This is a genomic window from Delftia sp. ZNC0008 (assembly GCF_000799035.1).
Taxonomy (GTDB): domain Bacteria; phylum Pseudomonadota; class Gammaproteobacteria; order Burkholderiales; family Burkholderiaceae_C; genus Comamonas; species Comamonas tsuruhatensis.
In genome coordinates this window covers 1-19241 of the sequence record NZ_JTKZ01000235.1, presented here as the reverse complement: position 1 = coordinate 19241, position 19241 = coordinate 1, and the positions used below count along the sequence as shown (strand labels likewise).

Annotated in this window: 20 protein-coding genes and 1 pseudogene; 10 read left to right on the top strand and 11 right to left on the bottom strand. The window is 66.3% G+C overall.

The window, feature by feature from the left end; genetic code table 11:
• Nucleotides 1-66: 66 nt before the first annotated feature.
• From glmM to L995_RS07840, 3 genes and pseudogenes are all read right to left on the bottom strand, one after another.
• Nucleotides 67-309: pseudogene (glmM, locus tag L995_RS07850) on the bottom strand (phosphoglucosamine mutase); the annotation flags it as partial.
• 86 nt (nt 310-395) lie between these two features.
• The gene (sul2, locus tag L995_RS07845; RefSeq protein ID WP_001043260.1) at nt 396-1211 is read right to left on the bottom strand and encodes a sulfonamide-resistant dihydropteroate synthase Sul2; all 816 of its coding nucleotides are present in this window, start codon (nt 1209-1211) and stop codon (nt 396-398) included.
• A gap of 472 nt (nt 1212-1683) precedes the next feature.
• Nucleotides 1684-2148 (bottom strand): WapI family immunity protein, encoded by a 465-nt coding sequence (locus L995_RS07840; RefSeq protein ID WP_442855466.1) that lies wholly within the window; start codon nt 2146-2148, stop codon nt 1684-1686.
• 236 nt (nt 2149-2384) lie between these two features.
• Between L995_RS07840 and L995_RS07835 the strand changes: the two genes are divergently transcribed.
• Nucleotides 2385-3671 (top strand): M16 family metallopeptidase, encoded by a 1287-nt coding sequence (locus L995_RS07835; protein ID WP_047470765.1) that lies wholly within the window; start codon nt 2385-2387, stop codon nt 3669-3671.
• A 67-nt stretch (nt 3672-3738) separates the two neighbouring features.
• On the opposite strand, the gene L995_RS07830 is transcribed toward L995_RS07835, so the two are convergent.
• Together L995_RS07830 and L995_RS07825 are read right to left on the bottom strand one after the other, a co-directional pair.
• Complete coding sequence (locus L995_RS07830; protein ID WP_047470759.1) at nt 3739-4158, bottom strand: 5-carboxymethyl-2-hydroxymuconate Delta-isomerase; 420 nt, start codon at nt 4156-4158, stop codon at nt 3739-3741.
• A gap of 12 nt (nt 4159-4170) precedes the next feature.
• Nucleotides 4171-5151: a Bug family tripartite tricarboxylate transporter substrate binding protein gene (locus L995_RS07825; protein WP_047470757.1), complete on the bottom strand. Its 981-nt coding sequence runs from the start codon at nt 5149-5151 to the stop codon at nt 4171-4173.
• A 105-nt stretch (nt 5152-5256) separates the two neighbouring features.
• Here L995_RS07825 and L995_RS07820 point away from each other — a divergent pair, with 105 nt between their 5' ends.
• Nucleotides 5257-6201, top strand: coding sequence for a LysR family transcriptional regulator (locus L995_RS07820; RefSeq protein ID WP_231574382.1), 945 nt, complete (start codon nt 5257-5259; stop codon nt 6199-6201).
• A 40-nt stretch (nt 6202-6241) separates the two neighbouring features.
• Here the strand turns inward: L995_RS07820 and L995_RS07815 are convergent, their stop codons facing one another.
• Genes L995_RS07815 through L995_RS07805 form a run of 3 tightly spaced genes read right to left on the bottom strand, consistent with a single transcriptional unit; the run spans nt 6242 to nt 8730 of the window.
• Nucleotides 6242-6541 (bottom strand): putative quinol monooxygenase, encoded by a 300-nt coding sequence (locus L995_RS07815; protein WP_047470753.1) that lies wholly within the window; start codon nt 6539-6541, stop codon nt 6242-6244.
• Nucleotides 6542-6544: 3 nt separating this feature from the next.
• A complete protein-coding gene (locus tag L995_RS07810) occupies nt 6545-7564 on the bottom strand; it encodes a zinc-binding alcohol dehydrogenase family protein (RefSeq protein WP_047470751.1) in 1020 nt (339 codons plus the stop codon).
• 59 nt (nt 7565-7623) lie between these two features.
• Nucleotides 7624-8730, bottom strand: a complete 1107-nt coding sequence (locus L995_RS07805; RefSeq protein ID WP_047470749.1) for an alkene reductase — start codon at nt 8728-8730, stop codon at nt 7624-7626.
• Nucleotides 8731-8950: 220 nt separating this feature from the next.
• Here L995_RS07805 and L995_RS07800 point away from each other — a divergent pair, with 220 nt between their 5' ends.
• The gene (locus tag L995_RS07800) at nt 8951-9511 is read left to right on the top strand and encodes a dihydrofolate reductase family protein (RefSeq protein WP_047470746.1); all 561 of its coding nucleotides are present in this window, start codon (nt 8951-8953) and stop codon (nt 9509-9511) included.
• Between the two features lie 29 nt (nt 9512-9540).
• On the opposite strand, the gene L995_RS07795 is transcribed toward L995_RS07800, so the two are convergent.
• From L995_RS07795 to L995_RS07785, 3 genes are all read right to left on the bottom strand, one after another.
• Nucleotides 9541-10491 carry a LysR family transcriptional regulator gene (locus L995_RS07795; protein ID WP_016448205.1) on the bottom strand — a complete coding sequence of 317 codons (951 nt, stop codon included), beginning with the start codon at nt 10489-10491 and terminating at the stop codon, nt 9541-9543.
• Between the two features lie 133 nt (nt 10492-10624).
• Nucleotides 10625-12139 (bottom strand): 4-hydroxyphenylacetate 3-hydroxylase family protein, encoded by a 1515-nt coding sequence (locus tag L995_RS07790; protein ID WP_026062743.1) that lies wholly within the window; start codon nt 12137-12139, stop codon nt 10625-10627.
• Nucleotides 12139-13287, bottom strand: coding sequence for a branched-chain amino acid ABC transporter substrate-binding protein (locus L995_RS07785; protein ID WP_047470744.1), 1149 nt, complete (start codon nt 13285-13287; stop codon nt 12139-12141). The genes L995_RS07790 and L995_RS07785 overlap by 1 nt, the downstream gene beginning before the upstream one ends.
• A gap of 289 nt (nt 13288-13576) precedes the next feature.
• Here L995_RS07785 and L995_RS07780 point away from each other — a divergent pair, with 289 nt between their 5' ends.
• The 7 genes from L995_RS07780 to L995_RS31885 all read left to right on the top strand — a co-directional run.
• A complete protein-coding gene (locus tag L995_RS07780; protein ID WP_016452303.1) occupies nt 13577-14494 on the top strand; it encodes a branched-chain amino acid ABC transporter permease in 918 nt (305 codons plus the stop codon).
• Nucleotides 14494-15675 (top strand): branched-chain amino acid ABC transporter permease, encoded by a 1182-nt coding sequence (locus tag L995_RS07775; protein ID WP_047470742.1) that lies wholly within the window; start codon nt 14494-14496, stop codon nt 15673-15675. Before L995_RS07780 ends, L995_RS07775 begins: the two co-directional genes overlap by 1 nt.
• Nucleotides 15665-16492, top strand: a complete 828-nt coding sequence (locus tag L995_RS07770; RefSeq protein WP_047470740.1) for an ABC transporter ATP-binding protein — start codon at nt 15665-15667, stop codon at nt 16490-16492. The genes L995_RS07775 and L995_RS07770 overlap by 11 nt, the downstream gene beginning before the upstream one ends.
• Nucleotides 16485-17183 carry an ABC transporter ATP-binding protein gene (locus L995_RS07765; protein WP_016448200.1) on the top strand — a complete coding sequence of 233 codons (699 nt, stop codon included), beginning with the start codon at nt 16485-16487 and terminating at the stop codon, nt 17181-17183. Before L995_RS07770 ends, L995_RS07765 begins: the two co-directional genes overlap by 8 nt.
• A 115-nt stretch (nt 17184-17298) precedes the next feature.
• Nucleotides 17299-18582 (top strand): flavin-containing monooxygenase, encoded by a 1284-nt coding sequence (locus tag L995_RS07760; RefSeq protein ID WP_047470738.1) that lies wholly within the window; start codon nt 17299-17301, stop codon nt 18580-18582.
• A gap of 53 nt (nt 18583-18635) precedes the next feature.
• Complete coding sequence (locus L995_RS07755) at nt 18636-19070, top strand: RidA family protein (protein ID WP_047470736.1); 435 nt, start codon at nt 18636-18638, stop codon at nt 19068-19070.
• Nucleotides 19071-19123: 53 nt separating this feature from the next.
• Nucleotides 19124-19241, top strand: a 118-nt coding sequence (locus L995_RS31885) for a DUF1028 domain-containing protein (protein WP_156136012.1), incomplete at its 3' end; no start/stop codon positions are given.

The window sequence follows — 19241 nt, the reverse complement described above, 5'->3', positions numbered from 1 at the left end:
AAAGAGTCAACTGCGGTCCAAAGCTGTTGGACTTGGGTGAAAAGGGCGTTTATTCTTCCTATACGTTGTCGGCAGCGGGCCAAAAAGGAATACGTCCATGCCCATCGAGGTGAAACCGGCTGTGAGCGCGGGTTCAAGCATATAGCCCGACAGGCGCGTATCCTTGCCGATCACGACACGATGGCGGTGGTCACCGCGACGAAAGACACGGCCAGCCGCCATGCCGACGCGCAAGGCGGTTTCCGCCGTCATCGCGCCTTCGTTGGCTTTGCCACGAATACCGTCTGTGCCGAAATATTTGCGCACCATAAGGTCGATTATCCTGTCGTCGGGTCGCCCTCAAAGGGGACATGCCTGCTGAACCGCGAATATAGAGAAATATCCCGAATGTGCAGTTAACGAATTCTTGCGGTTTCTTTCAGCGCCGCCAATACCGCCAGCCCGTCGCGCAAGGGGCGCGGCTCGTGTGTGCGGATGAAGTCAGCTCCACCTGCGGCGGCGGCAAGCTCTGCAGCGAGTGTCGCGGCCCCGACATCCCCCGGACCACGGCCTGTGAGCGCGCGCAGAAAGGATTTGCGCGAAACAGACAGAAGCACCGGCAAATCGAAGCGCAGCCGCAATTCATCGAACCGCGCCAGCACCGAGAGCGAGGTTTCGGGAGCAGCCCCCAGAAAAAACCCCATGCCGGGATCAAGGACAAGGCGGTTGCGTTTGATACCGGCACCCGTCAGCGCCGCGATGCGCGCGTCAAAGAACGCCGCAATGTGATCCATGATGTCGCCAGCGGGTGCCTCGCGCCGATCTGCCTGCCCGTCTTGCACCGAATGCATAACGACGAGTTTGGCAGATGATTTCGCCAATTGCGGATAGAACGCAGCGTCTGGAAAACCGCGAATATCATTGAGATAGGCCACACCACGCGACAAGGCATAGGCTTGCGTCGCGGGTTGATAACTGTCGAGCGAGACGGGAATGCCATCTGCCTTGAGCGCGTCCAGCACCGGCGCGATACGCGCGATTTCTGTGTCGGACGAAACAGGCGCGGCGTCGGGATTGCTGGATGCCGGACCGAGGTCGATCACATCTGCCCCCTCGGCCATCAGCTTACGCGCCTGCGCAATGGCTGCGTCTGGCGCCAGATACCGGCCTCCATCGGAGAAACTGTCCGAGGTTATGTTGACGATGCCGAAAATGATGAGCGATTTATTCATGGGGGCTTCTATAATAATAATAATCGAGCATGAGTCTCATACGGATGCTCGGGTCGAAAGGGAATCCCCAGGCGAGTAACCTGTTTGCGGTGATCCATTAGCTGCAGGAGCAGAAGAGCATACATCTGGAAGCAAAGCCAGGAAAGCGGCCTATGGAGCTGTGCGGCAGCGCTCAGTAGGCAATTTTTCAAAATATTGTTAAGCCTTTTCTGAGCATGGTATTTTTCATGGTATTACCAATTAGCAGGAAAATAAGCCATTGAATATAAAAGATAAAAATGTCTTGTTTACAATAGAGTGGGAATGATTGCGCAATAGGAAACGGCCGGGGTCGTCCGGCCGTATTTCCGCATCAAGCCCGCATCAATGCGGGCTTTTTTGTTTCTGACTTTGGCAAGGCTGGAATTATCTGGGCCCAATGCATTAAATTTTGTGATTGTGCTGAGCTCTGGGTAAATTGTGCTATCGGCTCTTAATGGCCGCGGAATTCCAGCAATTCATCCAGGTCACGGATCCATTCGGGAAGAAAGCTCTGATCCAATCCGAACGAGCCTTTGAGCTCGGGGCCGTCCGGGGAGTCCTTCATGGTGTATTGCGCGAACAGGTGGCCCCATGCGTTCGCCACCCCGATGGCAAGCAGAAATTGAGGCTCGATCCCCGAGAGTTGGACAGGTTCAATATCAAAATTGCCCGCTATCAATGATCCATAGGCCTGTGAAAGGTCTTGCTGGAATTTTTTGATTTCGGCTGGCATTGTCAACCACTGAACACTGCCCGAAAAATTGCCGTCCGTGATTTTTACATTGAGGGTCAACCAGTCCCTATAAGGGACGCCATCTTCCTCGATGGAACGAGAAGTCGGCACGATATCGAATTTGAAGTCATCGAAATCAATGGTCAGCATGTTTGTTTGTATGGAAATGAGAAATGGTTCCATCGTGCCTCGCGACAGAGATCCAGCTAGTTTGAGGGGTAACGCGCAGGGTCCCAGACCTTGTCCGCCTTGCTGTGTGCTGGTGGCGCATGGGCTGCGGCCGAGCTCCCCGCAGCTTTGATCACAGACGCACGAAAGAGGGCTGAAGAGGCCTGCCCTGCGCATCCTCTGGAGCGCGACGACAATAGCCCATGATTCAAGAAAAGCCCCTGGCGGCAACCGAACTGGAGCGGCCTGCCATGGCCTTGCGCACTCTTGCGAACGGAGTGCGGCTGCTGGCGCTGCCTATGCCGCATTTGCAGAGCGTCAGCGTGGGTGTGTTCCTGCGCGTGGGCTCCCGCGACGAGACCTCCACCAGCAACGGCATCAGCCATGTGCTGGAACACATGGCGTTCAAGGGCACGCATACGCGTTCCGTGCAGGAGATCAACCTGGATGCGGAGCGGCTGGGCGCGGAGGTCAACGCCTTCACCGGCAAGGACATCACCGGCTATTTCATGACCGGCCTGGGCTGGCATGCGCAGGCCTTGCTGGGAATGATTGCGGACATCGTGCTGAACAGCGTGTTTCCCGAGCATGAATTGCAAAGGGAGCTGCAGGTGATCCGGCAGGAGGCCATCGAGTACGAAGAGGACCCGGAGGACAGCGCCGGCGATCTGCTGGACCGCGCCATCTGGGGCGATGACCCCATGGGCATGCCGGTGATCGGCACGGTGGCCAATATCGAAGGCTTCACCCGGCAGGATCTGGTGCGCCATGTGCAAACCCATTACGTGGGAGAAAAGACCGTCGTCGTCGCGGCCGGAAACTTCGATGTGCCGGCCTGGCTGGAGCAGGCGGCGCAGCTGTTCGCCGGCATGCCTGCGTCGGCCGATCCCGCTGTGGCGCTGCCCCCTCAGCCCGCAAAGTATGTGGGGCAGGCCCTGGCGCAACGCTTCACGCAGGTGTCCCAGGTGTTCGTGAACCTGGCCTATCCCCTGGTGTTCGAGCAGCTGCAGGGCGAGCACCCGCAGCGTGCGCGTCTCGTGGCCTCGCTGGCGGCCCATCTGCTGGGCGAGGGGATGTCGTCGCCCCTGGTCGATACCGTGCGTGAACGGCTCGGACTGGCCTATACGGCCTATGCGGCGATGGAGGGCGGTGACGTGTGGGCCAATTTCATCGTGCATGCCGTCACGACGCCGGACAAGCTCGAAGCGCTGGTGGCTGCGACAGGCGGCCTGCTGCGCGCCCAGGCTGCCGGCATCGACCCCGTGCATCTGGAGCGGGCCAAGAACCAGCTGGCGGTCTCGCGGGTGCGTGCGGGCGAGCGGACCTACGCCACCATGGAGCGGGCTGTCGAGGACCTCTTTGCCCATGGCAGCGTGACGTCCGTGGCCGAAACGCTGGCGATGATCGATGGCATCGGTGCCGAGGAAGTGCGCAAGGTCTTCGAGCGCATGCTGGCCCACCCTCCGGCGGTGGCCATCACCGGCAAGGGCGCCAGTGCCCGCGCCGTGCGGCAGCTGGCCGCAGGCCTGGCGGCCTGAGCCGGCAGCGCGCGATCAGCGATCAGCGGCCAACCGCCAGCCGCAACACATGGCGCTTTTCCCCTTGTCATGGAATTGGGGGAGCGGGCGGCGGCGCGTTCCATTGCCGCTTGAAGTAGTGCGACTTCGGGTGCTCCTGCAGGAACACGCAGCACTGCACCCACGCCGCTGATTCCGGGGGCGCTTCGAACGGGCCGATCGCACCGATCGCACCGATCGCGCGCGAGAGATGCTCGAACACGACCTCGGCCATGGCCGAGCACATCTGCGGCGGGCGCGGGTTGGTCAGCGTCAGGGTGGCGATGAGTTGCTGCGCGTGGCGGTCGTCGCCGCACAGTCCGACGGCTATGGGTGCCACGCGCGACTTCAGGTCCGCGAGCCGTGCCCATCCGCGCTCGGCCAGCGCAAGGTGCATGGCGTGCAGGACCGGCTCCCACTGGATCGACGGGAGCAAGGATGGTGATACCTCGATGGCGATGTGCGGCATGGGGCGGTGCCTTCAGTCGAGCTTGATGCCGACTTCGCGGATCAGCGTCTGCCAGCGTGCCCGCTCGCTGTCCAGCAGGCGTGCGAATGCCTGGGGCGAGTTGTCGATGGGCACCGAGCCGAGTTCGGCCAGCCTGTCCTGTGTGGCCTTGGCCGCCAGCGCCGCGCCCATGTGCTTGATCAGCCAGGCCTTGCGGTCGGCCGGGGTCGCGGCGGGCGCGAGGAAGCCGTACCAACCGCTGATCTCGGCGTCCACGCCCGATTCCTTGAGCGTGGGCACGCCGGGCAGCGCAGGAATGCGCCTGGCGGACGTCACGGCCAGCGCCTTCAGGCGCCCGCTTTGCACATGCTGCAGGATGGCCGGCGTGGCTTCGAACACCATCTGCACCGTGCCGCCCAGCACGTCGTTGAGTGCCGGCGCGGAGCCGCGGTAGGGAATGTGCAGGATCGAGGTGCCGGTCTGGCGCTTGACGAGTTCTCCCGCCAGGTGCTGCGGCGTGCCGTTGCCGGCGGATGCGTAGGAGAACTTGCCCGGGTTCTTGCGCAGCCATTCGAGCGCCTCCTTGGCCGTGGCCGCCGGGAAGGAGGGATGCACGGCCCAGATCAACGGCACCGAGGCGGCCCATGCCAGCGGTGTGAAGTCCTTGGCCGGATCGAAGTTGAGCCTGGAGTACAGCGCCGGGTTCGCGGCCATGGGGCCGAGCGCGCCCAGCAGCAGCGTGTAGCCGTCGGCCTCTGCGCGTGCTGCCGCCTCCGTGCCGATGTTGCCGCCCGCACCGCTGCGGTTGTCGACGATCACCGTGCTGCCGCTGTCCGTCTGCAAGGCATTCGCCATCAGGCGGGAGACGGCATCGGTGGTCGCACCTGCCGGATAGGGGCAGATGATGCGGATGGGCTTGGAAGGGAATGCCTGTGCGCGCGCCGAGGGGCTTGCGCCCATGGCTGAAATGGCCGTCGCCGTGCTGGCGTACTGAAGGAAGTTGCGTCGTTTCATCGGTGCTCTCGTGACCAGAGTTGTCTCGTGGCCGTAGTGTCGGCAGGCCCTTGTTTCTTCGCAATTCGCATTTTCTGGCCGCGCCTATCGGATAATCCGATGGCCATGTCCGCACGCAACCGCGACCCCCTTGATCTCGTCTCATTGCGCCAGTTGCGCTACTTCGTGTCGGCGATGCGGGCGCACAGCTTCAGTGCGGCATCGCGCGATGCCTCGATCTCGCAGGCGGCGCTGTCGGAGCAGATCGCCTTGCTGGAATCGACCCTGGACGTGCAGCTGTTCGACCGTGCGAGCGGGCGCGCCGTAGCCACGGCCTCCGGACATGAGCTCGACCGCCGGGTGTCGGCCTGCCTCAGGGAGCTGCAGGCGGCGCTGCGCGACGTGCAAGCGCGTGCGAGCACCGTGGCGGGCCTGGTGCGCATCGGCCTGGTGCAGTCCTACGCGGGATGCTGGGTACTGCCCGTCGTGCGCAGTGCCCAGGCGCAGTGGCCGCAGCTGGCGATCGCACTGCGCAGGCGCACCGCACAGGCCTTGGTGGAGGGCGTGTTGCGTGGCGATTTCGATCTCGCCGTCAGCTTCGACCCGGAGCCGCATGCCGATCTGGAGATCCTGGCCTGTTTCGACGAGCCGGTGGTGGCCGTGGGATTGAAGCCCCGCCGGCGGCGACGCCTGCTGGAGCTCAGCGAGGTCGCGAACCACCCCCTGGCCTTGCTGCCAAGCGAATACGCCATGCGGCGCCAGCTCGACAACGCCTTTGCGGCGCAGGGGCTGAAGCCGGGCGTGCATCTGGAGTCCGATACGCTGGAGGACCTGGTGCATGCCGCCCGTGAAAACGGCATGGTTGCGTTGCTCAACGGTGCTGCGGCAATGAGCCTGGACGTGCAGGACGCAGTCCCGTTGGCCGAAAGAAATCTGGGCCGGCAAGCCTGCCTGGTGCGCTCACGCAGCCGTCACCACGGCTTTGCCGCCCAGTACGTATGGGACGAGCTGTCGGCGGCAACCCCCACGCTGCCGCCAGCGTGGGGGCGGCGCGTTGCAGCCGCGCGCTAGTCGTCGGCCGGACCCGTACCGCCCAGGCCCGTACCGCCCGTCAGGGCACTTCCTTCAGGCCCACCAGTTGCAGGGGGCGTGCCAGCAGTTCGTCGAAGCGTTTCTCGAACGCCTTGAAGTACGGCATGCTGAAGTGCGCATCCAGCGCTGCCTGGTTCCTGAATGACTCCCGCATGTAGAAGGTGCCGGGTTTGTCCGCCAGCTCGAACAGCGTGTAGTCCAGGCATCCGGCCTCCTGCCGGGTGAATGGCACCAGCGCGCGCAGGGCGTCGCGCAGCTGGTCTTGCTGGCCGGCCTTCGCCTCAAGGATGGCCAGGTTGAAAATGGTCTCTTTCTTCATGGCTCAGCCCCAGTTCTCCAGCACCACCTTGCCGCGCGCCTTGCCCGACTCGATCAGGGCATGGGCGCGCTTGAGGTTGTCGGCGTTGATGCTGCCGAAGCGCTCGGCCAGCGTGGTGCGGATCAGGCCGGCATCGACCAGTGCGGCAACCTCGTTGAGCAGGCGGTGCTGGCCGATCATGTCGTCGGTGCCGAACAGGGCGCGGGTGAACATCAATTCCCAGTGCACCGACACCGACTTGCGCTTGAGCTTGGTGATATCCAGCGACGCGGGATCGTCGATCAGGCCGAATTTTCCCTGGGGCGCGATCGCCTCGACGATCTGTGCGAAGTGCAGGTCGGTCTGCGTGAGGCTCACGATGTGGTCCACCGTGGGAAAGCCGATGCGCTTGAGTTCGTCGGCAATCGGCTGGCTGTGATCGATCACGTGGTGGGCGCCGAGCTCCTTGACCCAGGCCTGCGTCTCGGGCCGCGATGCGGTGCCGATGACGGTAAGGCTGGTCAGCCGCGTGGCCAGCTGCGTGAGGATGGAGCCCACGCCGCCGGAGGCGCCGATGATGAGCAGCGTCTTGTGGCTGGGGTGCTTGCCCGGCGCGATGCCCAGGCGGTCGAACAGCATCTCCCACGCGGTGATGGCGGTCAGGGGCAGGGCCGCCGCCTGTGCAAAGTCCAGCGACCTGGGCGCGTGGCCCACGATGCGCTCGTCCACCAGGTGCAGTTCGCTGTTCGTGCCAGGGCGCGCAATGGAGCCGGCGTACCAGACGCGGTCGCCCGGCTTGAACAGCGTGACTTCGGGGCCCACAGCCTTGACGATGCCGCTGGCATCCCAGCCCAGCACCTTGTGCGTTTGCCCCTCGGCGGGCGCGCCGCTGGCGCGCACCTTGGTGTCCACCGGATTGACGGACACGGCCCTGACTTCGACCAGCAGGTCGCGGCCGGTGGCCACGGGATCGGGCAGGGTGATGTCGATCAGCGATTCGGGTTGGCTGATGGCTTGGGGCTTCTGGTATCCAACGGCTTTCATGGTCGTGCTTTCAAAGGTTGAGGAAGAGGGGATAGCAAGGAGGGCGAGCAAGGAGGGTTTCAGGCAGTGGCCAGGGCTGCGTAGTCCGAGTAGCCGCGCGCGTCGCCGCCAAACAGGGCCTTCGGATCGAATGCGGCCAGCGGCGCCTGGGCGGCGTAGCGCGCCGGCAGGTCCGGGTTGGCAATGAAGGGGCGGCCGAAGGCGACGAGGTCTGCCAGGCCCTCGTGCAGGATGGCTTGGGCGCGCTCCGCGTCGTACTTGCCCGCAACGATCACCTTGCCCTGGTAGGCGCGGCGCAGCGCGTGGCGGAAGTCTTGCGGAATCTCGGGCGCATCGTCCCAATCGGCTTCCGACAGGTGGATGTAGGCCAGGCCGATCTCGTCGAGCCTGCTGGCCAGATGCAGGATGGTCTCGATGATCTGCGGGCAGTTCATGTTGCGCTGCGTGATGAAGGGCGCCAGGCGGATGCCGGTGCGCTCTGCCCCGACCTCGCCCGCCACGGCGGCCGCGACCTCTTCGGCGAAGCGCGTGCGCTGGGCGATGCCGCCGCCGTAGGCGTCGGTGCGTTGGTTGGAGGTGGTGCGCAGGAACTGATCGATCAGGTAGCCGTTGCCGCCGTGGATTTCCACGCCATCGAAACCGGCACGCATCGCATTGGCCGCGCCCCTGCGGAAGTCGCCGATCACGTCCTGGATGTCCTGTGCGCTCAGTGCGCGCGGTACGGGGCAGTCGACCATGCGGCCGACACCGTCGTCGCCGACCACCCAGACCTGGGCTTGGGGCGACAGCGCCGAAGGCGCGACCGGCAGGCCATCGGCGTGAAAGCTGGCATGCGACATGCGGCCAACGTGCCACAGCTGCAGCACCATGCGCCCGCCGGCGGCGTGCACTGCGTCCGTGACGCGGCGCCAACCGTCCACCTGCGCCTCTGAATAGATGCCGGGGGTGAAGCTGTAGCCTTGGCCCTGGCGGGAGATCTGGGTGGCTTCCGAGACGATCAGGCCGGCGCTGGCGCGTTGTGCGTAGTAGGTGGCCATCAATGCGTTGGGCACGTCGCCTGGCTGGCTGGTGCGGCTGCGCGTCATGGGGGCCATCACCATGCGGTTGGGCAGGCTGAGCGGGCCGAGCTGCAGGGGGCTAAACAGGGGCGTGGAGGCGGTGGTCATGCGGTTCCTTGGCGGAGCTGTAGAGGTGTTGGGGCGGTGGCGGAAACCCGGTTCGCAAGTCGTCTGGGCATGGAGCGATGTTGACCTGGGCGTTTCAATTGAAAAAGACCCGCAAGACTGAAGGCGGCTTCAAAAGAAATTTGACGATGGGGTCCAGGCGCGGCCTGCACGACACCCCGGCGGATGGCCGTGCCGCGCCTGCCTGGCTACCATCTCCCCCATGAAGACCCAATACTTCGCCGCCACCTCACTCGACGGATTCCTGGCCACCGAGGACGACTCCCTGGACTGGCTGTTTCCGCTGGGCGACATGCAGGCCACGGGCTACCCGGAGTTCATTGCCGGCGTGGGCGCGCTGGCCATGGGGTCGGCCACCTACGAATGGATGCTGCGCCACGCGGAGACGGTGGCCAGGGAGACCGGGACGGCGTGGCCCTATACGCAGCCTGCCTGGGTGTTTTCCAGCCGCACGCTGCCTGGTATCCCGGGGGCCGATATCCGGTTTGTCAGCGGTGATGTGCGTGCCGTGCATGCGCAGATGCAGGCTGCGGCAGGCGGGGGCAATCTCTGGATCATGGGGGGCGGAGACCTGGCGGGGCAGTTCTACGACGCGGGCCTGCTGGACGAGATGATCCTGAGCGTGGGCTCGGCCACGCTGGGCCGGGGCAAGCCGCTGTTCCCGCGCCGGGTGCTGCATCCGGTGTTGCGTTTGTTGTCCGTGCGGCAGATTGGCGAGGGCATGGCGGTGCTGCATTACGAGGTGCGCAAGAGCACGAGCTGACAGGCTCCCTGATTCGGTCTGCGCGCCGCTCAGTTCGCCTCCCCGCGCCCAGGCGCCGTCATCCCCGGAATGTATTCATTGGAGATGAAGCTGCGGCAGCGGTGCATGAAGGCTTCCACCACATGGCGGGGCTTTTGTTCGCGGGCCCAGGCCAGGCCGAGTTTCATGGGGCGGTGGTTGCCGTTCAGGTGCAGGTTGACGATCTTCTTGCCGTCCAGCGCATGGGAGTTGCGCGGGCGCACGTTGACCAGGGAGTAGCCCACGTCGTTGGCGACCAGGGAGCGCACCACGTCGGGGCTGGCGCTGCGGGCCGCGATCAGGGGCGAGACGCCGGCTTCGCGGAACAGCGACATGAAGTATTCACGGCTCAGGGGCAGGTCCAGCAGGACCATGGGCAGCTGGGCCAGCGCCTCCAGCGTGGTGGAGCGGTGGTTGGCCAGCGGATTGAGTTCACTGACGATGACCATGGGCGGCAGCTGGGCCAGGGGCTCGAAGCAGATGTCCGATTCGGCCACCAGCAGGTCGTAGGTGATGGCGACATCGATCTGCGCGGTGCGCAGCTTGTGGATCAGTCCTTCCTGGTGGTCCTCGATCTGGGTGACCGTGGCCTTGGGGTGGGCGCGCGCGAATCCCTGGCACAGCTCGGGGGCGACCATGGCCGCCAGCGTGGTGAAGCAGCCCACGCGCACGGGGCCGCGCACCTGGCTTTGCGCGCTGCTGGCCACGTCGTACAAGGCCATGGCCTGGTCGAGCAGGCTGCGGATCTCCCGCAGGACTTCGGCGCCTGCGGGCGTGACGGACAGGCCCTGCGCATGGTGGCGCACGAACAGCGGCACCTGCAGCTCGGCCTCCACCTGGGTGATGGCCGATGAGATGGACGAAGGCGAGACGTGGATGCGGTTGGCGGCCTCGGCAATGCTGCCGAACTCGCCCGCTGCCACGCAGTATTCCAATTGTCTGAAGGTCAGTCGTGTCAGCACGGTGCGCAAGAGGTGGAGAGGGGGAGGGCGGCCAGGGTGACCTGCCGCGTAGTTGACCAAGCGGCGGGGCGCGCTGCAAGAGGCCCTTCCCGCAAGGCGCCTGCATTGTGCGGCGGTCGGGCCCCGGCAGCCTTCAGTCGCTGGCGTTGTGATTGCGAAACCATTGCGCCACCGCACCGTCGCCCTGGGCCGGCGCCTGCGTGGCCTTCACGCGGTCCGTCAGGCCGGCGGACTTGCCCACGAAGTCCAGCGGCGCATCCCAGTTGAAGTGCCGGTACACGGCCGCCGTCTGGGCGTAGGGCGGGCATTGCGCAAACAGCTGGAAGCTGAGCCGGTGGCCGGCGTGGTCCGAGTCGAGCAGGTCGCGCGCATAGGCCAGCAGCCTGCGGCGGTCGTCGGCCTGCGATTGCGGGCCGAGCGTGTAGAACTTGCGCAGCCAGGGGCCGGTGTCCTCGTTCTCGAAGCTGGCGTGGTCCGGCGTCAGGCAGACCTGGCCGCCGCACAGCTCGCGCACGGTGTTCATCATGTGGTGCAGCTGGCCGGTGGCCAGCGACCTTCCGGTGAACAGCAGCGACTGGTTGGGCATCATCAGCCCGGCCGGGCTGCGCTCGGCCAGCGCGATGGCGGCCGTGAGGTGGGCGTTGATGCCTTCGCGGTAGCAGGCCAGGCCGGCCAGCCTGTCCTGCACGGCCTGCAGCTTCTCCACGCCGGTCTGGCGCGCGTTGTGCAGGGCCGTGCCTATCAGCATGTCGGCCAGCTTCAGGCTGCGCTGCAGGAAGGTGAAGGCCGAGTAGCGGTGCAGCGTCTCGCGCAGGAAATGGGCGGCCCGGGTGTGGCGGTAGAACAGCACGTTCTCCCAGGGAACCAGCACGTCGTCGAAGACCACGATGGCATCCACTTCGTCGAAGCGATGGCTCAACGGATGGTCCTGGGCCGATGCGCGGGCGGCCAGGCCCGGGCGGCAGATGAAGCGCAGGCCGGGCGCGCCCAGGTCGCAGATGAAGCCTATGGCGTATTCGGACTGCGCCGCGTCGCCCCAGTGCGCCAGCCCCGGCTTGGTGAAGGCCTGGTTGGCATAGGCGGCAGCGGTCTCGTACTTGGCGCCGCGCACGATGACGCCTGCATCGGTCTCCTTGACCACGTGCAGCAGCACGTCGGGGTCCTGGTCCTGCGGCAGGCGCGAGCGGTCGCCCTTGGGGTCGGTGTTGGCCGATACGTGGAACAGGTCGCCACGCACCACGCGGCGGATGTGGGTGCGGATGTTGGCGGAAAAGCGCGGGTCCAGCTCGTTGAGCACGTCCTGGCCGTCGAACAGCGACCACATCTCGCCCACGCTCTCGTCGCCCACGCGCATGACCACGCCGCCCATGTCCTCCAGCAGCAGGTCGGTGGCGCGGCGCTTGTCCCACCAGTCCTGGCGCGTCAGCGGCAGCTTGTGGGCGATGGGGTGGCGCTCGCCGTCGCCTTCGTCGTAGGTGAGCGCGTCGCGCAGCGCGGCCTCGTGCTGCAGGTCGTACATGCGTGCACGGATGTCCACCAGCGGCTTGAACATGGGGTGGGTGGTCACGTCGTTGACGCGCTCGCCGTTCATCCAGACCCGCCGGCCATCGCGGATGGAGTCGCGGTACTGGCTGCCTGTCCTGATCATCAGCGGCTGGCCCACTTGCCGTCTTTGACCTCGTGCAGCTGCAGCTCCACGGGCACCTGCGTCTGGCCGTTGGCATCAAAGGTCACGGTACCGGTCACGCCGTCGTAGCGTATGGCGCGGATGGCCTTGGCCACGGCCTGCCGGTCCTTGGTGCCTGCCGTCTTGAGCGATTGCAAAAGGATGCCGGTGGCGTCGTAGGCGTACTTGGTGTACGGGCTCTCGGAGTCGGCATAGCCCTTGGCGGCATAGGCGCGGCTCATGGCGTCCAGACGGGGGTTGGTCTGCGATTTGGGCGTGCCGACGATGGTGCCGTCCGCGGCCGGGCCGGCGATCTGGATGAGCTGCGGATCGAAGATGCCGCTGATGCCCAGCATGGGCTGCTTCATGCCCAGCTCGGCCATCTGCTTGCGCACGATGCCGGCCTCGGTGATCACGCCGCCGAAGTAGACCGCGTCGGGGTTCAGGCTCTTGATCTTGGTGAGGATGGAGCGGAAATCCGTGGTGCCCACGGGGTAGCTTTCCTCGGCCACCACGCTGCCTTTTTCTGCCTTGTAGAAGCTGCCGAACGAGGCCAGGTTGGCGCGCCCGTAGTCGCTGGTGTCGGCAATGATGGCGATCTTTTTTGCGCCCAGGCCCGTGGCGGCCCAGGCGGCCAGCGGCTTGTTCTCGTTGACCAGGGTGGGCGTCACGCGCGTGGTGTTGGCGAAGTTCTGGTCGGTGATCTTGGGGCCGATGGCGCCCCAGACGATGAAGGGCATCTGCACGCGGTTGAACACCGGCAGCGTGGCCAGGGCCACGGGGCTGTTCCAGTGGCCTATGGCGCCCACCACGTCGCGGTCGTTGACCAGCTTGAGCGCGGCGGACACGCCGGTCTGCGGGTCGGAGGCATCGTCCAGCACCACGCCCTCCACCTTGAACGGCACGCCGGCCGTGGCATTCCACTGGTCTATGGCCAGCAGGAAGCCGTTCTTCGCGCCCAGGCCCTGCTGTGCGTTGCCGCCGCTGACGGGGCCGATGAAGCCCAGCTTCACGGTGGACTGGGACCAGGCCGCGCCGCAGGCCAGCGTGGCGGCGGCCAGCGCCAGGGCGGATGCGGCAAGGCGCCGGCGCGATGGCAGGAGGGCGGTGGTTGTCGTGAAGGCTTGCATGGTCGGTCGGTCCTGTTCAGGTGAAGACGAGGGGCAGCCATGGCGGCCCGGGCGGGGCCCGGGGCAGCGGGGCGCCACGGTGCATGGCGGGCTGGCCGGCGCTGTCTGGCAACGCCGCCGGATCAATGTATCGCCGCACCTGCCCGGGACTGGATCGCGTTTTCCGAAGCAGCGCCTCGGCAAAAGCGACGCAGGTTTTGTGCGGTTTCTTGCTTCAATGGCTGCGTGACATGGAGACAAGCGAAGCCCCGCCAACCCGGCCGAACCCGACACAAGAGGAACCCTATCGATGCATGACGCGCTGTTCCAGCAACTCATCAACTGGCTGACCCTGGGCTGCATCTACAGCCTGCTTGCCCTGGGTTTCAGCCTGTTGTTTGGCGTGCTGCAGGTGATTCACTTTTCCCATGGCGACGTGGCCATGGTCGCCCCCTTCATCGCCCTGGCGGCCGTGCAGGCCCTGGCCACCGCGCTGGGCGGCTCGGCCCCCTGGCTGGTGCTGGGCCTGGCCTGCCTGGTGGCCATTGCGGCGGTGGGAGGGCTGGGCATCGCCCTGGACCGGCTGGTGATCAGCCGCTTTCGCAATGCGCCGGCCATGATGCCGCTGGTGGCCACGGTGGCGCTGGGCATCGTGATCCGCGAGCTGATCCGCCACCTGTACCCGCAGGGCAGCAATCCGCACGCGTTCCCGGCGATTGCGCAGGGGGCCGTTCCCACCCCGTTCGGGCCGCTGCCCCTGATCAGCGTGGTCTCGGTGCTGGTGGCGGTGGCGCTGGTGGGCGTGCTGCTCTATGTGCTGCACCACACGCCCATGGGCATGCGCATACGCGCCGTGTCGCAGGACCGCGAAACCGCGCGGCTGTTCTCGATTGCGCCGGGGCCGGTGTTTCGCAACACCTTCTTCATTGCCTCGGCCACCGGCGCGGTGGGCGGCATCTTCCTGGCCAGCTATGCGGGCGTGGTGCGCTTTGACTTCGGCGTGCAGGCGGGCCTGATCGGCTTTTCCGCCGCGGTGGTCGGCGGCCTGGGGCGGCTGGGGGGCGCCATTGTCGGCAGCCTGCTGATTGCGGCCATCGAGACCATCGTGCAGGGCTATGTGCCCAACGGCACCTCGTACCGCCTGGTGTTCGTGTTCGCGCTGGTGATCCTGGTGCTGATCTTTCGCCCCGCCGGCCTGTTCGGCGTTCAGAAAATGGAGAAGGTGTGATGCAGACAACGACGATACAGGCGCCGCCGCGGGCGGCGCCACGGAGTGCGGGCTCTGCCGCCATCGTGCTGGGCGTGGCCCTGGCGGGCGCCGTGCTGCTGCGCCAGTTCCTGCTGGCCGAAAGCTGGATCACGGTGCTGGCGCTGCTGGCCTGCTTTGCCGTGGCCCTGGTCGAGGTGCAGAAACGCCCGCTGGTGGAGGACCGCATCGTGGCCGCCTTCGGCCAGTGCAGGCCGCTGGCCGTGGGCACGGGCGTGGTGCTGGCCCTGGTGTTTCCGTGGTTGCTGGGCGGTGACAGCTACGCCATGCACCTGATGATCATTGCCTGCCTGTACGCGGTGCTGGCGCTGGCGCTGAACTTCCAGCTGGGCAGCGCCAACATACCGAACTTCGCCACTGGCGCGTCCTACGGCATCGGCGCCTATGCGTCGGCCCTGCTGGCCATCCACTTCGGCGTGAGCTTCTGGATCTGCCTGCTGGTGGCCGCCGCCGTGGCCACGGTCTTCGGCTTTTTGCTGGGCCTGCCGTCCATGCGCACCCGCGACAGCTACCAGGCGCTGGTGACGATCGCTTTCGGCATCGTCGTGCACCAGCTGCTGATGAACCTGGAGTGGACGGGCGGCGCCAACGGCCTGGTGGGCATTCCTTCGCCCACATTGTTCGGCCATTCGTTCAACGACCCCATCACGCTGTGGGGCCACAGCCTGCCGGGCCAGGCCAACTTCTACTACGTGGCCGTCGCCCTGCTGGGGCTGGCCATCGTCTCGGCGCAGCGCCTGCACAGCTCGCGCGTGGGACTGGCCTGGAATGCCCTGCGCGACGACGAGATCGCCGCGCGCGCCTGCGGCATCAACGTCACCTGGTTCAAGGTCAAGGCCTTTGCGGTGGACGCCTTCCTGGCGGGCTTCGCGGGCACGGTGTATGCGTTCTATGTGAGCTTCATCTCGCCGGACAACTTCACCTTCCTGGTGTCCGTGACCATCATGACGCTGGTGATTGCAGGCGGCATGGACAACACGCTGGGCGTGATCGTCGGCGCCTTCCTGCTGACCATGCTGCCGGAGAAGCTGCGGGCGTTTTCCGACTACCGCATCCTGTTCTACGGCCTGGTGGTGATCGCCTTCCTCATCATCCGCCCGCGCGGCATCTTCCCCCAACGGGTGCGCAACCATGAGCATTGATTCCTATCCCACCCACCATGCCGCGCCCGCAGGTCCGCTGGTCCTGGAGGGGCGTGGCCTGACCATGCGCTTCGGCGGCCTGACGGCGGTGCAGGGCGTGGACATCCACCTGGCGGCGGGCGAGGTGCTGGGCATCATCGGGCCCAACGGCGCGGGCAAGTCCACCTTGCTGAACCTGCTGACCGGCATCTACCAGCCCACCGAGGGCGAGGTGCTGCTGCAAGGCCGCTCGCTCAAGGGCATGGCCGCGCACGACATCGCGGGCGCCGGCATTGCGCGCACCTTCCAGACCAGCCGGCTGTTCGGCTCGCTGAGCGTGCTGGACAACGTGATCATCGGCATGCACGCGCGCACCCGCTGCGGCGTGCTCACCGCGCTGCTGCGCCCGGCCGTCTCGCGCGCCGAGATGAAGCGCTGCGCCGAGCGCGCCTGCGCGCTGCTGCAAAGCGTGTCCAGCGACCTGCACCAGCGCCGCAACGTGCTGGCCAGCAGCCTGCCGCAGGCCGACCGCCGCCGCCTGGAGATTGCGCGCGCCCTGGCCGCCGAGCCCCGCATCGTGCTGCTGGACGAGCCCTCCAGCGGCATGGACGATCGCGACACCGATGCGCTGATCGCCGACATCCAGCGCCTGCGCGAAGGCAATCCGGCGCTGGGCTTCATCATCATCGAGCACGACATGCGGCTCATCGCCACCTTGCCGCACCGCGTGATGGTGCTGGACTACGGACGCAAGATCGGCGACGACAGCTTCGAGGCAGTGCGCCGGCTGCCGCGCGTGCAGGAAGCCTATCTGGGCAGAAAGGCCAGCCATGCTTGAACTGGACTCCATCAGCACGCGCTATGGCGTGGTGAACATGCTCAACCAGGTCTCGCTGCAGGTGCCCGAGCACAGCATCGTCTGCCTGCTGGGCCCCAACGGCGCGGGCAAGACCACCACCTTCAAGGCCATTGCGGGCCTGCTGCCCGTGCACCACGGCGCCATCCGCGTCATGGGCCAGCCGCTGGCGCGCATGCGCACCGAGGACCTGGCCGGCCTGGGCGTGGGCTTCGTGCCCGAAGGGCGGCGCCTGTTTGCCGAGCTGACCGTGCAGGAGAACCTGAAGATCGGCCACGACGCGCTGCGCCCGCAGCAGGGCTTTGCCCAGGCGCTGGAGCGCGTGGTGGCCCTGTTCCCCCGGGTGGGCGAGCGCCTGTCGCAGGCGGCGGGAACGCTGTCCGGCGGCGAGCAGGCCATGGTGGCGCTGGGCCGCGTACTCATGGGCGAGCCGCGCCTGGTGGTGATGGACGAGCCCACGCTGGGGCTGTCGCCCAAGCTCATCGAGGAGTACTTCGAGACGGTGCAGCGCATCCACAGCCAAGGCATCACCGTGCTGCTCATCGAGCAGAACGCCGAGGCGGCGCTGTCCATCGCCCACACGGGCTATCTGCTGCTCAAGGGCCAGCTGGTGGCCTCGGGCACGGCCAGCGAGCTGCTGGCCAACGACGTGGTGAAGCACCTGTACCTGTAGCGCCGCACGGGCGGCCTTCACCTCCTTCCCTTTTTTGTTGCGGACCACACCAAGGCAGTCGGCACCGCGCCGATGCGGGACGGCCTGCGCCTTTTTTTCCTGAGAGACCCACACCATGACAGCTGAAATCCAAACCATCAACACGCTCGTGGTCGGCGCCGGGCAGGCCGGCATCGCGGCCAGCGAACACCTGAGCCAGCTCGGCGTAGAGCACCTGGTGCTGGAGCGCCAGCGCATCGCCCAGGCCTGGCGCACGGGGCGCTGGGACTCGCTGGTGGCCAACGGGCCGGCCTGGCATGACCGCTTTCCGGGCCTGGAGTTCAAGGGCGACCGCGACGGCTTTCCCGGCAAGGACGAGGTGGCCGACTACTTCGAGGACTATGTCCGCCAGATCAAGGCGCCCGTGCGCACCGGCGTGGAGGTCAGGCGGGTCACGCGCAACCAGGGCCGGCCGGGCTTCACGGTGGAAACGTCCGAGGGCGTGATCGAGGCCCGCAACGTGATCGCGGCCACGGGGCCGTTCCAGGTGCCGGTGATCCCGCCGATAGCGCCGGCTGCGCCAGCTGCGCCCGCAGATGGCCGCCTGCTGCAGATCCATTCCGCGCACTACCACCGCCCCGCGCAGCTGCCCGAAGGCGCCGTGCTGGTGGTGGGCGCAGGCTCCTCGGGCGTGCAGATCGCTGACGAACTGCAGCGCGCGGGCCGCAAGGTGTTTCTCTCGGTAGGCGCGCATGACCGGCCGCCGCGCGCCTACCGCGGCCGTGATTTCTGCTGGTGGCTGGGCGTGCTGGGCGAATGGGATGCGGCCATTGCCAAGCCCGGCCGCGAGCATGTGACCATTGCCGTCAGCGGCGCGCGCGGCGGCCACACCGTGGACTTTCGCGCGCTGGGACACCAGGGCATCACCCTGGTGGGGCTGACCGAGTCCTTCGCCGATGGCAGTGTGCGCTTTAGGGACGACCTGGCCGAGAACATCGCCAACGGCGACGCCAACTACCTGGCCATGCTCGATGCGGCCGACGACTACATCCGCCGCAACGGCCTGGACCTGCCCGAGGAGCCCGAAGCGCGCAGGCGCCTGCCCGATCCCGAGTGCGTGACCCATCCGCTGCGCGAACTCGACCTGGCCGCCGCAGGCATCACCTCCATCATCTGGGCCACGGGCTACAGGGTGGACTTCAGCTGGCTGCAGGTGGACAGCTTCGAGCCCGGCGGCAAGCCACGCCACCACCGCGGCGTGGGCCATGAGCCGGGCATCTACTTCCTGGGCCTGCCCTGGCTGTCGCGCCGTGGCTCGTCCTTCATCTGGGGCGTGTGGCATGACGCCAAGTTCGTGGCCGACCACATCGCCAAGCAGCGCCGCTACAGCGACTACGACGCCGCCGCCCGCAGCAGGTAGCAGGTAGCGCGCTCTGAGACACCTTCCCATCCACCCCCTGCAGGAGCCAGACCATGCCCACCCATACCCGCATCCGCATGTTCAACACCAAGGACACCTATCCCAACCAGTCGCTGGACAACGACCTGTGCCAGGCCGTGCGCGCCGGAAACACCGTCTATGTGCGCGGCCAGATCGGCACCGATTTCGAGGGCAACCTGGTCGGCCTGGGCGATCCGCAAAAGCAGGCCGAGCAGGCGATGAAGAACGTCAAGCAGCTGCTGGAGGAAGCGGGCAGCGACCTGTCGCACATCGTCAAGACCACCACCTACATCATCGACCCGCGCTACCGCGAGCCCGTCTACCAGGAAGTGGGCAAGTGGCTCAAGGGCGTGTTTCCCATCTCCACGGGGCTGTGCATCTCGGCCCTGGGGCAGCCGCAGTGGCTGATGGAGATCGATGTGATCGCGGTCATCCCCGATGACTGGCAGCCGCGGGCCAGCGCCTGAGCGTCAACCACAGCAAGCACCTGGTACAGCTGCATCGGCAGGAGGAAGAAACCATGACTTTTTCGATTGTGGGGCGCTGCGAGCGCACCGGGCAGCTGGGCGTGGCCATCAGCTCGTCCAGCATTGCGGTGGGCGCGCGCTGCCCCTGGGTGCGCGCGGGCGTGGGCGTGG

Excerpts from the sequence above, each read along its gene's own strand:
- sul2 (WP_001043260.1), bottom strand. The coding sequence starts at position 1,211 with ATGAATAAATCGCTCATCATTTTCGGCATCGTCAACATAACCTCGGAC.
- L995_RS07840 (WP_442855466.1), bottom strand. The coding sequence starts at position 2,148 with ATGGAACCATTTCTCATTTCCATACAAACAAACATGCTGACCATTGAT.
- L995_RS07835 (WP_047470765.1), top strand. The coding sequence starts at position 2,385 with ATGGCCTTGCGCACTCTTGCGAACGGAGTGCGGCTGCTGGCGCTGCCT.
- L995_RS07830 (WP_047470759.1), bottom strand. The coding sequence starts at position 4,158 with ATGCCGCACATCGCCATCGAGGTATCACCATCCTTGCTCCCGTCGATC.
- L995_RS07825 (WP_047470757.1), bottom strand. The coding sequence starts at position 5,151 with ATGAAACGACGCAACTTCCTTCAGTACGCCAGCACGGCGACGGCCATT.
- L995_RS07820 (WP_231574382.1), top strand. The coding sequence starts at position 5,257 with ATGTCCGCACGCAACCGCGACCCCCTTGATCTCGTCTCATTGCGCCAG.
- L995_RS07815 (WP_047470753.1), bottom strand. The coding sequence starts at position 6,541 with ATGAAGAAAGAGACCATTTTCAACCTGGCCATCCTTGAGGCGAAGGCC.
- L995_RS07810 (WP_047470751.1), bottom strand. The coding sequence starts at position 7,564 with ATGAAAGCCGTTGGATACCAGAAGCCCCAAGCCATCAGCCAACCCGAA.
- L995_RS07805 (WP_047470749.1), bottom strand. The coding sequence starts at position 8,730 with ATGACCACCGCCTCCACGCCCCTGTTTAGCCCCCTGCAGCTCGGCCCG.
- L995_RS07800 (WP_047470746.1), top strand. The coding sequence starts at position 8,951 with ATGAAGACCCAATACTTCGCCGCCACCTCACTCGACGGATTCCTGGCC.
- L995_RS07790 (WP_026062743.1), bottom strand. The coding sequence starts at position 12,139 with ATGATCAGGACAGGCAGCCAGTACCGCGACTCCATCCGCGATGGCCGG.
- L995_RS07785 (WP_047470744.1), bottom strand. The coding sequence starts at position 13,287 with ATGCAAGCCTTCACGACAACCACCGCCCTCCTGCCATCGCGCCGGCGC.
- L995_RS07780 (WP_016452303.1), top strand. The coding sequence starts at position 13,577 with ATGCATGACGCGCTGTTCCAGCAACTCATCAACTGGCTGACCCTGGGC.
- L995_RS07775 (WP_047470742.1), top strand. The coding sequence starts at position 14,494 with ATGCAGACAACGACGATACAGGCGCCGCCGCGGGCGGCGCCACGGAGT.
- L995_RS07770 (WP_047470740.1), top strand. The coding sequence starts at position 15,665 with ATGAGCATTGATTCCTATCCCACCCACCATGCCGCGCCCGCAGGTCCG.
- L995_RS07765 (WP_016448200.1), top strand. The coding sequence starts at position 16,485 with ATGCTTGAACTGGACTCCATCAGCACGCGCTATGGCGTGGTGAACATG.
- L995_RS07760 (WP_047470738.1), top strand. The coding sequence starts at position 17,299 with ATGACAGCTGAAATCCAAACCATCAACACGCTCGTGGTCGGCGCCGGG.
- L995_RS07755 (WP_047470736.1), top strand. The coding sequence starts at position 18,636 with ATGCCCACCCATACCCGCATCCGCATGTTCAACACCAAGGACACCTAT.